Consider the following 14,002-nt stretch of genomic DNA (forward strand, 5'->3'; position numbering starts at 1 on the left):
TTCAACTTATATAGTACTGTTTATATATAATACTAGACTATTTCCTGCCGCAATGCTGACTGCAATTTCTTTCCACATAGATTACTACAAACCACAAATAAACCATCCTGACCTTGTTCCTTGGCAGGGGAATCAGCTGTAGTAACAATCATCGGGACTTTTCTTTTCAAGGTGTGAAAGTAGATAGATACGACTTCGCCTTCTCTATTAGAATAATCAAATCCTTTATGGAATTTCACATCTATCGCTTTTAAAGATTGGTTATCACCTATTTTCTTGCCGCAGTATGCACATTCAAACATAAGTTGACCATTCCTTTCTCCTAATTGATATGAAAGCCCATTCATCATTGTTCCGTTCAAGCTTCTGGACAACATTACCCTATATAAGCACTCGTTTCTCCTTCCTCTCTCTTCCTATGATATACTTATTTTTGTACTGATAAAAGAGAAAGGGATTTTTGTCTTGCTTGTCTTTATAACCATGTTAGTTATTGGATTATTATTAGGATTTATCGGGGCAGGAGGATCGGGGGTTATAATTGCCGTATTAAGTGCTGTATTCGGGTTTCCGATTCACACGGCATTGGGAACCTCTTTGGCAGCCATGGTTTTCTCCTCCTTATCTGGCACTCTCAGTCACTTAAGAGAAGGTAATACAGTGATAAAAATTGGTGTTGCAACAGGTGTATTCGGGGCATGTGGGGCTTTTTTTGGTTCACAGCTAGCGAATATTATTCCAGGAGAAGAGTTAAAATGGTTCACAGCAGGTATGTTGATCTTGTCTGCCATCTTACTTTGGCTCCGTGTTACGATTGGCTTTGGCCGCTTTGCTACACAGACATTTGCAAGCCATAATCGATCGAAGCCTGCCCGTTTTTGGCTAGCGGCGGGAAGTATAGGTATAGTAACAGGTTTATTGTCAGGAGTGTTCGGTATTGGCTCCACGCCATTTATTCAGATTGGTTTGCTTGTTTTCTTTGGGTTATCGATTCAACAATCAGCCGGAACGACGATGCTAGTGATTATCCCAATTGCTTTAATTGGTGGTCTTGGTTATTATAGTGTCGGTTTTCTCGACTTACAATTATTTATCGAAGTAGTGGCAGGCACGATGGCTGGGTCTTATCTAGGTGCCAAATTCACCACACGATTACATCCACTCGTATTGAAAATTGCTATGGTTGCTGTACCTTTACTTGGCGGGATTGTGTTATTGTTTTGATGAATATTAGTTCTTTTCGTGCTTCAAAGTAAATGTCTGTTAAGATTTATAAAACCCTTCTTCGAGAACTCGAAGAAGGGTTTTATGCTTAATATGCATAATCACTACCGAAGAAATTCTTAAATGATTGAATATTAGTATCCCGATTTAATGCGGCAATCGATGTGGTCAATGGAATGCCTTTTGGACAAACTTCCACGCAATTTTGTGCATTACCACATCCAGAAATCCCACCATCTTCCATTAAGGCATCCAGGCGATCTCCTTTATTCATCTCACCAGTTGGGTGAGCGTTAAATAATCGGACTTGTGATAAGGCAGCTGGGCCAATAAAGTCAGAATTGCTGTTTACATTTGGACAAGCCTCTAGACACACACCACATGTCATGCACTTCGATAGTTCATAGGCCCACTGGCGTTTTTTCTCGGGCATTTTTGGACCAGCACCAAGATCATACGTACCATCGATCGGAATCCAAGCCTTCACTTTCTTCAAAGCATCAAACATGCGACTGCGGTCAACAACTAAATCTCGCTCCACTTTGAACGTCGTCATTGGTGCTACTCGGATCGGTTGTTCTAAGTTATCCACCAGTGTAGCACAAGCTTGGCGAGGCTCTCCATTAATCACCATCGAACAAGCACCACAAACCTCTTCTAAGCAGTTAGACTCCCATTGCACTGGAGCAACGTGCTGTCCTTCTGCATTAAATGGATTACGCTGTGTTTCCATTAAAGCAGAAATAATGTTCATATTCTTGCGATAGTTTATCTGAAAAGTCTCCTCATAGGGAGCTGAATCAGGACTATCTTGACGTGTTACAATCATCGTGAATTTTTCTTCTGCCATGTTTCGCTACCCCCTCTTATTTTGTCTTACTATAGTCACGTTTTCTTGGTTCAATAAGTGACACATCCACATCTTCATATTCAAATACAGGTGCCTTTTTAGATGGATCGAAGCTGGCCTTTGTTGTCTTCAGCCATTCCTCATCATTACGATCCGGGAATTCCGGTTTATAGTGAGCCCCACGGCTTTCATTTCGATTATAAGCACCTTGTGTAATCACTCGAGCCAAATGAAGCATATTCTTTAACTGACGAGTAAACATGACACCAGCGTTATTCCAGCGGGAGGTATCGTCCATATTGATATGATCCCAACGCTGTAACAACTCTTGGATTTTCTCATCTGTTTTTAACAGACGATCATTCTCACGTACAACCGTCACATTATCGGTCATTAATGCACCAAGTTCTTTGTGAATTTGATAGGCATTTTCTTCCCCACGCATGTTTAACAACTCTTCAAACTTCGCTTCTTCCTCTTTGAGTTGACGATCAAATACATCAGAAGAAATGTCTTCAATGGTTGTTTCCAAACCATCCATGTATTTAATCGCATTCGGTCCAGCGACCATACCGCCATAAATAGAGGATAACAAGGAATTAGCCCCCAAACGATTGGCGCCATGCTGTGTATAGTCACATTCACCAGCAGCAAAGATTCCTGGAATATTGGTCATCTGCTCATAATCCACCCATAGACCACCCATGGAGTAATGAACTGCTGGGAAAATCTTCATAGGTACCTTACGCGGGTCTTCCCCAACAAATTTTTCATAAATTTCAATAATACCACCAAGCTTGACATCTAATTCTTTCGGATCTTTATGAGAAAGGTCCAAATAAACCATATTCTCGCCGTTAATACCTAGCTTTTGATTGACACAGACATCAAATATTTCTCGTGTGGCAATATCCCGTGGAACAAGGTTACCATAGGCGGGATATTTCTCTTCTAAGAAATACCAAGGTTCTCCATCCTTGTAAGTCCAAATTCGTCCACCTTCACCACGTGCAGATTCACTCATCAAGCGAAGTTTATCATCTCCAGGAATGGCCGTCGGATGGATTTGAATAAATTCGCCATTGGCATATACTCCACCTTGTAAATAAAGAGTCGCTGCCGCAGATCCTGTATTAATAACAGAATTCGTTGACTTACCAAAGATAATCCCTGGCCCACCAGAAGCCAGAATAGAGGCATCTGCCTTAAACGCTTTGATTTCGTGGGATTTAATATGTTGACCAATCACCCCGCGACCAATGCCATCATCATCGATAATCGCCGAGATAAATTCCCAGCCTTCATACTTGGTGACTAAGCCTTGTACTTCGTAACGACGAACTTGTTCATCTAATGCATACAGCAGTTGTTGCCCTGTAGTGGCACCCGCATATGCTGTGCGGTGGTGTTGTGTTCCACCAAAACGACGGAAATCCAACAATCCCTCTGGTGTTCGGTTAAACATAACTCCCATCCGATCAAGCATATGTATAATACCAGGTGCTGCGTCACACATTGCTTTTACCGGTGGCTGGTTGGCCAAAAAGTCTCCGCCATATACCGAATCATCAAAGTGCTCCCACGGGGAATCTCCTTCTCCTTTTGTATTGACAGCACCATTGATACCACCTTGTGCACAAACAGAGTGAGACCTTTTTACGGGTACAATGGACAGGAGATCTACGTGTACACCTGCTTCTGCTGCTTTAATAGTGGCCATCAGACCGGCTAAACCGCCACCAACAATCACCATATTTTGATCACTCATTACCTACTCACTCCCTTAACATCTTGACTACTTCCATTTAAACAAACGCGAATAAAGCTCGTACACCTATGTAGGTGACCGCTAAGAATACAATTAGCGTTGCATATGTAGCGATTCTCTGCGAACGAGGTGTGACTGTAATCCCCCATGTTACTAAGAAACTCCATAAACCATTGGCAAAATGGAATGTTGTAGAAACAACCCCTAGTAAATAGAAGGCAAACATGAACGGATTTGATAGGATATCTTCCATCATGTTAAAGCCAAGCTCCTTGGTTCCTAAACCAATCTGAATTCTTGTTTCCCATACATGCCATGCAATAAATACAAGTGTGATAATACCTGATATACGCTGTAAGAGAAACATCCAATTACGGAAAAACCCGTGTCGCCGTACATTGTTCTTTGCTGTAAGGACAATATACACTCCTAATACCGCATGGAATAAAATTGGAAGAAAAATCACGAAAATCTCCAAAGCATAACGGAATGGCAAGGATTCCATAAAGTGTGCTGCCTTGTTAAAGCTTTCTGGACTATAGGCAGCAAAGTGGTTGACCGTTAAATGCTGCAGTAAGAAAATCCCGATTGGCACCACCCCTAACAGGGAATGAAGCCTGCGATAAAAAAACTCCTTATTCTCCACTTTTTTTGTACCCCCCTCTTAAAAATCATGTTTTTGCAACATACGATTCTTTCTACGCTTGATTAAAGCGCTTTACAACTCATTTCACTATGTTACGATCTCATTTGGTTACTGGCAACTCTTTTTTTATTCCCATCCAAAGAAATTCGTATATTGGCACCACATTTATTGTACTTCTATCCGCAATAAGCGTCAAGAAAACGATATATTTTTTTGAGCGACCCTCCGCACTGTGAACCATCCTCCATCAAGATGGTTAGCACGATATGCTCTTTTTTTAAGGCAAGAAAGGTTAAAATCATTAATATAATAGGATTTGGAATGATGTTGACCTTGAATGAATCCGGGGTACCGATAAGACGGATTGATGTTAAGTAGAGTCCTTATGGTAAAAGCGGATTTTGTTACTATTTCTAATATCTACTGCAATTTATATTTATCTATTGAAAAAAATGGCACTTGTCAGTTCAAGAATTCTCTTTTTTCTCACTGTTATGCCTATGAAATCAAGGGTTACAAAAGATAGTTCAAGAAAATAACCAAGAAACATTTGCAGAAAACAGAGAAAAAAGCGATAATAGTAACTAAAGATAAAGTACAGTCTGACCAAGGCAAGAGAGGGGAAACAATCTAGTGACTAAACAGAACACCAGCATAGCCACTATACTCGCGAATCTGCAAACTACTAGCAGTGGTTATGATTTAATACGTTATATCGGGCTGCCCGATATGCTAGGACAAGAGAAAGATTTGATCCTGTATATTATGGGGAAAAACCTGGCACGTAAGGCACAATGTGGAAGTAAAGAAGAAATTCAGGAATTTTTTGTAGACGCAGGGTGGGGAGATCTGCACCTACTGCAAGAGAAACGACGCGGTTTTATATATGAACTCAGTGGCGAGATCATTGAGGCAAGACAGCAAACACTCGGACAGATCGATTATGTATTAGAGGCAGGGTTCTTGGCGGAGGCCATGGTCCAGATTATGGACGAAAGCTACGAATGTATCGTGGAAGAAAAAAAACAACAGATATTACTAAACGTCTTACATAACTAAAGCCCCTTTTCCTCTTATGGAAGGGGCTTTATGTCTCTTCTTTTAATTGCTGCCAGAGATTTTCAGCTACTGGCTTAGGGATTCCCAGTTTCATAATGTCTTCCAGCGAAGCTTGCTCGATTTCTTTAACGGATTTAAAATGAGTAAGCAATAGCTTTTTCCGTTGGGCGCCAATCCCCTCAATTTCATCTAATTTAGAACGAAAGGCACTTTTACCACGCAGCTGTCGATGAAAGGTAATAGCAAAACGGTGTACTTCTTCTTGAACCCGCTGAATTAAATAAAAAGATGGCGAGCGTCGATCGAGATCGATAACAGCAGGTGGATCACCATATAACAATTCACTTGTCTTGTGTTTATCATCCTTCGCCAAGCCGCACAATGGGATGTCCAGCCCCAATTCATTCTCTAATACATCCAAAGCGGCTGACATTTGTCCTTTTGCTCCATCGACTACGATTAAGTCTGGCAGAGGCTTGTTCTCCTTTAAAACCCTTGTATATCGACGCCTGATTACCTCTCGCATCGTTTCGTAATCATCTGGACCTTCTACCCCTTTGATCTTATATTTCCTGTATTCTTTTTTTGCTGGCTGACCATCTAAAAATACAATCATCGCAGATACCGGGTCCGTCCCTTGAATATTAGAATTATCAAAGGCCTCAATGCGATGTGGTGTCTCGATATTTAATGTATCTCCTAATGTTTCCACTGCCTTAATGGTTCGTTCTTCATTTCGTTCCATTAAACTAAATTTCTCTTGTAAGGCAATTTCAGCATTCTTCTTCGCTAACTCCACTAATTCCTTTTTCCTGCCTCGCATCGGGATATTCACGTCTACCTCTAACAGTTCATGCAATAATTCTGTACTGGTGGCTATGGGGACTAGAATTTGTTTTGGTTTGGGATGGTGATGGTGTAAATAAAAACTGCCGATAAAGCTGAGGAAAGTCTCTTCTGCCTCATCAAAAAAAGGAAACATCGATATATCCCGCTCAATTAATTTTCCTTGGCGAATGAAAAATACTTGAACACACATCCACCCTTTATCATAGCTGTAATTAAAGACATCACGGTCGACCTGATCATTAATGGTAATCTTCTGTTGTTCCATCACGGATTCGATATGTTGGATCAAATCACGAAATTCCTTGGCTCGCTCGAAATTTAATGATTCGGAAGCCGTCAACATTTTTTTCTTTAAATCTGCCTTAATCTCTTGATGTCCACCTTTAAGAAAACGAGCTATCTCTTGTGTGATTTCCTGATACTCTGCCACGGATGGCGGGTTTTCCGCACATGCGAGACATTGGTTCATGTGATAATACAGACAATGACGCCCTTTGGGATTGTTACACTTTCGTAATGGGTAAAGTCTGTCTAATAACTTTTTTGTTTCTCTGGCCGCCATGACATTAGGGTATGGGCCAAAATATTTCCCCTTATCCTTCTTTACCTTACGGGTAATAATTAACCGAGGATGCCGCTCATTGGTAATTTTGAGAAAGGGATAAGACTTATCATCCTTGAGTAATACATTATACCTTGGGTCATATTTCTTAATCAGATTCATTTCCAAAATGAGTGCCTCTACCTCTGACCCGGTAACAATATACTCAAAATCGACAATCTCTCGCACGAGACGCTGGGTTTTCTGATCATTTGCCCCAATAAAGTAAGAACGCACACGATTCTTTAATAGCTTTGATTTTCCCACATAAATCACTGTGCCATGTCTATCCTTCATGAGATAGCAGCCAGGCTGGGCTGGTAACACCGCTAATTTCTCTTTAATATGTTGATTCATGAATCCCCCTCCTCTCAAAAAACAATCCCCTATGAGCTTGTCATAAGGGATTGATAATCACATTACGCATGTTTGTTGATTGTTTCAACAAGTGCCTCTTTCGGTTGATAACCAACCACTTGATCCACTACTTCCCCGTCTTTGAATAGAAGCAATGTTGGGATACTCATTACTCCGAATTTACCTGCTGTCTCTTGGTTTTCGTCTACATCAAGCTTAACGATTTGTACTGTATCGCTCATTTCCCCATCTATTTCTTCTAGGACTGGTGCAATCATTTTACAAGGTCCACACCAAGTTGCCCAGAAATCGACTAATACTAATCCTTCACTTGTTTGATCTGCAAACGTGCTATCAGTTGCTGCTGTTATTGCCATTTTTAATTTCCTCCTTCATCCTATCCATTTTCTTCATCAGTATATCATCCTTGAATAAATCATCCTAATACTTTGCTTATTCTAATAAAAATGTTGCAATATACTCCTATCTACCTTAACTTACTGTAATACCGATAAGATCAATATATAAAAGTTGAACTTATAAATGTAACAAAAACGTGAGATAAGCAAGTCTTTGCTCCCATTATTTCCCGATAATCTATTTTGATCCATTTGTGTGGATGACCATTCACACGCCTTTCAGCTCTGCATAAATGGATCAAGAGCACATATTAGATCCATGGGAAATTATTTCATTCAACTTATATAGATAGCTATTTGATGTTTAAAATTCCTATCTTCTCGGGTTAGCAAAGCATGTTGATGTTGACCTTGCACTTACACCGTCATCACATAGTAAATACCTACGATAAGAAAGATTGCCGCTATTATCATCAAGACATATGCCAATGTTTTCACAAATACACCCCTCGGTTAGATACTGGAACCAATTACATAGGATAAGCCCACCGATATCATAAGTGAAATAAAACCAACTGCTCGATTATCCTCTGCAATTTCCTGATCAATTTTATAGGTTGGTGTCAAAAACTCAAAAATAAAGTAACCGAATAATAGCAGCAAGAAGCCAAATCCCCCCCACGCAATACTTTCTAAAATCGTATCATTGTGTTCATTGGAATAGCGTAAAATATTGGCGATTCCAAATACTTTTCCACCGGTTGCCATGGCGACACTTATATTTCCTCGTCTTATTTCATCCCAATTCTTATAAGAAGTAACTAACTCAAAAATAACCAAAAATACGATTAGGCATAAGACGGCTACACTATATCTTGCAGCTGTCTCCACGTATACATTTGTCCAAAATTCAGGCATCGGTTTGCCTCCCTTTTTTTATCATGGAGTTCTCTTTCTTATTTATAAACAGAGATGTGCTCTGAACCGTCGCTTTGTTACCCGTATACAGCATTAAGCTGATTTACCATTGTGGCGGAAGACAAGTTCCATCGTCTCCCCCGTTTACTTTAATTCAAAAACTGTTACGCCACTGCCGCCTTCTCCCATTTCACCAGCACGGGAACCGGATACTTTGGAATGTTTTCGGGCGAAGTCGTTTACCCCTTTTCTCAAGGCTCCTGTGCCTTTACCATGAATGATAGATACTTTATTGTAACCAGCGAGAAGGGCATCGTCTACATATTTTTCAAGCTGGTTAATCGCGTCTTCATAACGCTCTCCACGCAAGTCTAATTCAGGCTTGACATGATATCCTGCGCCACGAATGGTGGCAATTGGCTGCTCGGTTTGCGGTTCATCTCTGCGGATAAATAAAAGATCCTTGCGTTTTGCCTTTAATTTCATAATTCCAACTTGGACTTGAAATTCATTCTTACCTGTCTGCTCTAAAATAGTGCCTTTTTGATCCAGATTTAGCAGCTTCACTTCATCACCAGTCTGTAATGTTTTGGCCTTGTTTTCATCGAAGCTAGGTTGTTTCTGCTCTTGTTTGCGAGTTAGCTCAGGATTAGCCTTTGACAAGCGTTTTCTAGCCTCTATCCATTCATGCTCTTTTAATTCTGACGCTGTTTGGGTTTGACGAAGTTGCTCCACAATCTCCTCAGCTTCTGTTCTTGCTTTCTCCACTGCTTTCTGTGCCTTTTCCTCAGCCTTTTTGTATAAAGACTCTCGTTCCTGCTCAAACTGCTTCCATTGCTTCTCCAAATCCTGTTTCACTTGCTCAGCCTCGATTAAAAGATCATGCGCTTGATCATAATCGGTTTCTGCCTTTCGTCTCGAATCTTCAAGAGAAGCAATCATATTCTCAACACTCTTGGAATCTGTGCCTATCAATCCTTTTGCTTCATCAATCACTATTTCCTGCAAACCAAGACGACGAGAAATTTCAAAGGCATTACTTCTGCCTGGTACACCGATAAGCAATCGGTAAGTAGGCTTTAATGTTTGAATATCGAATTCTACCGAGGCATTGGTTACACCTTCGCGATTGTAGCCATAGGCCTTTAGCTCGGGGTAGTGTGTGGTTGCAATCACCCTTGCCTGTTTGTTTCTTACATAGTCCAAAATAGACATGGCCAGTGCAGCCCCCTCTTGCGGATCTGTCCCTGCCCCTAACTCATCAAATAATAAGAGGGATTTCTCATCGAAGGTATCGAGAATCTCCACAATGTTTGTCATATGAGAAGAAAAGGTACTTAAACTCTGCTCAATCGACTGCTCATCACCGATATCGGCGAATACATCTGAGAAAACCGCCATTTTACAACCATCAAGTGCCGGTACATGTAAGCCTGCTTGTGCCATTAATGTACAAAGTCCAACCATCTTTAGGGTGACGGTCTTCCCACCCGTATTGGGACCAGTAATGACGATGGCCGTATAGTCTTCGCCTAATTCTACATCATTTGCCACCACTTCTTCTGCCGCTATCAACGGGTGTCGTGCCTGTCTCATTTTGATGATCCCTTGATCATTCATTACCGGACGTGTTGCCTTCATTTTGTGGCTTAGTTTAGCACGAGCAAAGATGAAATCAACAGCTGCTAGTGCCTCCACATTTTGTCGTAAGAGCGTTTCATCTTGGGCAATTCTTTCCGTCAGCTCTCGAAGAATCCGCTCCACCTCACGCTTTTCTTCTACGCGTGCTTCCTGGAGTTGATTGTTAAGATCTACTACCGCTTGTGGTTCCATAAAAAGTGTCTGTCCGGAAGAGGATTGATCATGAACAATGCCACCGATCGTACCGCGATATTCTTGTTTTACCGGCAGTACATACCGATCGTTTCGTATGGTTATAATCGCATCCGACAGCATCTTTGTTTGGCTCTTTGTATATTGATTTAAGCGATCCCGTACCCTGTTTTCACTTGTGCGGATCTTGGAACGGAGGCCACGTAATTTATCAGAAGCACCGTCCATCATATGTCCATGCTCGTCGATACAGTACTTGATCTCTCGTTCCAATTCATTCAATGGTACAATCTCTTCAGCAAACTGGTCTAAGATAGGAATCTCAATATCCTCTAGATTTTCGATAAAATATTTCAGCTGTTTTCCACCATAGATTGTACTGGCAATGTCCAGACATTCATGTGTGTTTAGTACACTGCCGATCACTGCTCGTTTGACGCTTGGCTTGATATCTACGATTCCTCCTAACGGGACATGACCCTTCAGGCGAATCACATGATAAGCCTCATCTGTTTCCTTCTGCCAGCCCACTACCTGCTCAAGGTTGGTTGAAGGCTTTAATCCATATACTTTTTCAGAGCCTAAGGAACAAGCCGTTTGTTCTAATAACAACTCGATTATTTTTTTAAATTCTAATACATCGAGGATTCGATCGTTCATAAGCTAGTCCTCCTGCTTTATTTATTTCTTTTTAAAAATTGTTGCAGTGCTTCTTTTGTCATCGTATTGATGACCGTTTGTTTCTTAATATGTCCCCTTCTCGCCGTACCGATTCCGCTTGTCATATCCTCTAACATTTGATAGTTGTGGGCATCGGTATTTATCGCAAGCGCCACGCCTTGTTCCTGCGCTTTTTCCACCCATTGTGCCGATAAATCCAGACGATTAGGGTTGGCATTTAATTCTAACACGGTATTCGTTTCTTTCGCTTTCTCGATCAACCAGTTGACATCAACAGGATAACCTTCTCGTCTACCTAACAATCTCCCCGTTGGATGGGCGATCATATGCACATATGGATTTTCCAGGGCTTGAAGCAGACGCTCATGAATTTTATCCAGAGATTGGGTAAAGCTGGAATGGATCGAAGCAATGACAAAATCTAAGGTCTTTAATATGTCATTATCAAAGTTCAAGCTAGCGTTAGGCAGAATATCCATTTCCGTTCCTTTAAGGATCAGGATATCCGGATGCTTTTCCCTTACCTTTTCAATTTCCTCTGCCTGTTTTTTCAAACGGGTTTCGTTTAAACCGTTTGCTACTTGTAAGAATTTGGAGTGATCGGTAATCGCAATATATTCATAACCCTTCTCCTTAGCACGTACGACCATCTCCTCTATCGACTGTGCACCATCACTCCAAGTTGAGTGCATGTGTAAATCACCACGTATATCCGCTGCTTCAATTAATTCAATCGGTTCGGTCGCTTCGTCTAGCTCATGCTTTCCTTCCCTTATTTCAGGAGGAATGTAAGGAAGACCAAAGGATTGATAAAACTCGTCTTCGGTAGTGAACGTAGCCACTTCACCTGTTTCTGTATCCTCGACACCATATTCACTGATTTTCTTCCCTTGTGACTTTGCTAACTGACGCATCTGCACGTTATGATCCTTCGATCCAGTAAAATGATGTAACGTAGTAGCAAATTCCTTATCGGCGACCAAGCGAAAGTCTACACCGATGGCAAACTCTCCTTGCATGACAATCGACACCTTGGTATCTCCCGAGGCAATCGTTTCCATATGTCCATCAATCTGAAGGAGTTTTTCACGCACCTTCTCTGGCTGTTTGGTCGCAATAATAAAATCCAAGTCCTTTACAGTTTCACGAAAACGACGCATACTACCAGCAATGGAAAAACGGTCGATTTCCGCTATATCGGCTAAATAATCCTCTATTTGTTTCGCCACTCGTAATACACTAGCTACCGGCAAGCGATCTGGTCTTGTGCCGATATTATGGAGTGCTTCCATGATTTTTTCTTCTGTTTTTTCACCAAAACCTTTAAGAGCTTGTACTTCTCCTGCCTCACATGCCTTGCGCAAGGTTGTTTCATCTACAACGGCTAATTCGTGATATAGTCTAGCCAGCTTCTTTCCACCTAAACCTTGTAAACCAAGTAAAGGAATCAAACCAGAAGGAATTTCCTGCTCCAATTGTTGGAGTGTCTCTGAATGGCCGGTATCAACAAATTCATTGATTACCGTGGCAGTTCCTTTGCCTACTCCTGATAACTTGGTAAAGTCATCAATCTCTGTTAAAGAACGGTCATCTCTTTCCAAGGCTTGGGCAGCCTTACGATAAGCCGAAATCTTAAAAGGATTCTCCCCTTTTAACTCCATATACGTTGCGATTTTCTCTAATAGTTTGATAACATCTTTTTTATTAATAGACATAGTCTCAACCTCTTTTCACCTTTTCAAAATCTATCACAGTGGAAAATACCCTTGCTAAAACCATGGCAAGGGTACCCTTATTCGTCATTATTAAATGGATCATTTTCAAATAGGTAGGTTGTTACCTTCTCTGTTAACACAGGTGTATGCTCCACCATTCTTTTTGCGATGCTGGATGTCTCTATATGATCCTGCACGAATGAAACGGGTGCTAGTGCCAGTATATACAATACAATAAATAGGATAAAGTACACCTCTAGAAATCCAAGTACAGCCCCTAATATTTGATTTACAAAACGCATAAGTGGGATATCCGCAACAAAATCAAGCATGGTCGCCAAGATTTGCAGGACGATTTTCGAAACAAAGAATAACACTCCGAATGCGATGGCATTATAGTAAGCAGCTTCCAAAGGTAACGTTTCACCAAATATTGCCCATGTTGAATCAGACATCATCTCTGGATAAGGGACATATAGCTCCAAATGTGCCGCCAGATTGTCGTAATATTTCGCGGCTATTATAAACGCAATAATAAAACTTATTAAATGAAGGGCTTGTAAAATAAACCCCCTTCTTAATCCTACTAAAATTCCAATAATTAATAGGATAATTATGATTAAATTCACCATGGCAGCACTATTCCTCTTTCTCGTCTAGTAATTTTTGCAGAACCTCATACTCTTCTTGTAGTTTTATGTAATCATTCATCGTATTGACAGCGGTCAATACAGCCAAATTAGTGGTATCTAGTGATTTATTTACTTCATGAATACCTCGCATCTTTTCATCGACAAGATTCGCCACATGCCGAATATGCTCCGCATCTTCATTTCCTCTTATATGATAAGATCTTCCATATATATCAACGGTGGTCCGAGATTTATCTGATTGGGACACCATGATTCCTCCTTCTTGAAAATAACCTTAAAACTAATATTAACATGAAGCATGCAATTAGAAAACTATTTGCATGTAATAACTATCTGTTATACTACTAGTGTGTGTTCAAAAAGGCCGGTGAAAAGGACCAAGAAGTTCAAGGCGACGTAGCTTTAAGTACCGGACTTTCACAGGGGGTGATGACTTCTGTGTTGTCCATAGAACGTGGACGATCTTAACAAAAGTTCCTATTTCACCAA

The 14,002-nt window shown here is 40.8% G+C and carries 13 protein-coding genes; 2 read left to right on the top strand and 11 right to left on the bottom strand.

Going from position 1 to position 14,002, the window contains the following annotated elements; translation table 11 throughout:
- Positions 1 to 32 precede the first annotated feature (32 nt).
- Positions 33 to 302 (bottom strand): hypothetical protein, encoded by a 270-nt coding sequence (locus BN6556_RS18655; RefSeq protein ID WP_066196628.1) that lies wholly within the window; start codon positions 300 to 302, stop codon positions 33 to 35.
- Positions 303 to 483: 181 nt separating this feature from the next.
- Here BN6556_RS18655 and BN6556_RS18660 point away from each other — a divergent pair, with 181 nt between their 5' ends.
- Complete coding sequence (locus BN6556_RS18660; RefSeq protein WP_066194536.1) at positions 484 to 1,224, top strand: sulfite exporter TauE/SafE family protein; 741 nt, start codon at positions 484 to 486, stop codon at positions 1,222 to 1,224.
- A gap of 88 nt (positions 1,225 to 1,312) precedes the next feature.
- On the opposite strand, the gene sdhB is transcribed toward BN6556_RS18660, so the two are convergent.
- From sdhB to BN6556_RS18675, 3 genes are read right to left on the bottom strand one after another with little or no spacing between them, the layout of a single operon-like run.
- On the bottom strand, positions 1,313 to 2,074 hold the full coding sequence (sdhB, locus tag BN6556_RS18665; RefSeq protein ID WP_066194539.1) for a succinate dehydrogenase iron-sulfur subunit: 762 nt from the start codon (positions 2,072 to 2,074) through the stop codon (positions 1,313 to 1,315).
- A 16-nt stretch (positions 2,075 to 2,090) separates the two neighbouring features.
- On the bottom strand, positions 2,091 to 3,842 hold the full coding sequence (sdhA, locus tag BN6556_RS18670) for a succinate dehydrogenase flavoprotein subunit (RefSeq protein ID WP_066194542.1): 1,752 nt from the start codon (positions 3,840 to 3,842) through the stop codon (positions 2,091 to 2,093).
- A gap of 37 nt (positions 3,843 to 3,879) precedes the next feature.
- Complete coding sequence (locus BN6556_RS18675; protein ID WP_066194549.1) at positions 3,880 to 4,488, bottom strand: succinate dehydrogenase cytochrome b558 subunit; 609 nt, start codon at positions 4,486 to 4,488, stop codon at positions 3,880 to 3,882.
- Between the two features lie 633 nt (positions 4,489 to 5,121).
- Between BN6556_RS18675 and BN6556_RS18680 the strand changes: the two genes are divergently transcribed.
- Positions 5,122 to 5,547 (top strand): DUF2507 domain-containing protein, encoded by a 426-nt coding sequence (locus BN6556_RS18680; protein ID WP_066194552.1) that lies wholly within the window; start codon positions 5,122 to 5,124, stop codon positions 5,545 to 5,547.
- Positions 5,548 to 5,575: 28 nt separating this feature from the next.
- Here the strand turns inward: BN6556_RS18680 and uvrC are convergent, their stop codons facing one another.
- The 7 genes from uvrC to zapA form a co-directional block, all read right to left on the bottom strand.
- Positions 5,576 to 7,354, bottom strand: a complete 1,779-nt coding sequence (gene uvrC, locus BN6556_RS18685) for an excinuclease ABC subunit UvrC (protein WP_066194554.1) — start codon at positions 7,352 to 7,354, stop codon at positions 5,576 to 5,578.
- A gap of 62 nt (positions 7,355 to 7,416) precedes the next feature.
- Entirely contained in the window at positions 7,417 to 7,731 is a 315-nt protein-coding gene (gene trxA, locus BN6556_RS18690; RefSeq protein ID WP_066194557.1) for a thioredoxin, read from the bottom strand.
- Positions 7,732 to 8,226: 495 nt separating this feature from the next.
- Entirely contained in the window at positions 8,227 to 8,631 is a 405-nt protein-coding gene (locus tag BN6556_RS18695; RefSeq protein WP_066194560.1) for a DUF350 domain-containing protein, read from the bottom strand.
- Positions 8,632 to 8,775: 144 nt separating this feature from the next.
- A complete protein-coding gene (locus BN6556_RS18700) occupies positions 8,776 to 11,124 on the bottom strand; it encodes an endonuclease MutS2 (RefSeq protein WP_066194563.1) in 2,349 nt (782 codons plus the stop codon).
- A 17-nt stretch (positions 11,125 to 11,141) separates the two neighbouring features.
- On the bottom strand, positions 11,142 to 12,860 hold the full coding sequence (gene polX, locus BN6556_RS18705; protein WP_066194566.1) for a DNA polymerase/3'-5' exonuclease PolX: 1,719 nt from the start codon (positions 12,858 to 12,860) through the stop codon (positions 11,142 to 11,144).
- 77 nt (positions 12,861 to 12,937) lie between these two features.
- Entirely contained in the window at positions 12,938 to 13,492 is a 555-nt protein-coding gene (locus BN6556_RS18710) for a CvpA family protein (RefSeq protein WP_066194571.1), read from the bottom strand.
- Between the two features lie 7 nt (positions 13,493 to 13,499).
- On the bottom strand, positions 13,500 to 13,760 hold the full coding sequence (gene zapA / locus BN6556_RS18715; RefSeq protein WP_066196630.1) for a cell division protein ZapA: 261 nt from the start codon (positions 13,758 to 13,760) through the stop codon (positions 13,500 to 13,502).
- Positions 13,761 to 14,002: the final 242 nt, after the last annotated feature.

Origin of the sequence: Gracilibacillus timonensis (genome assembly GCF_900086715.1) — a bacterium.
In the GTDB taxonomy this organism is placed as follows: domain Bacteria; phylum Bacillota; class Bacilli; order Bacillales; family Amphibacillaceae; genus Gracilibacillus; species Gracilibacillus timonensis.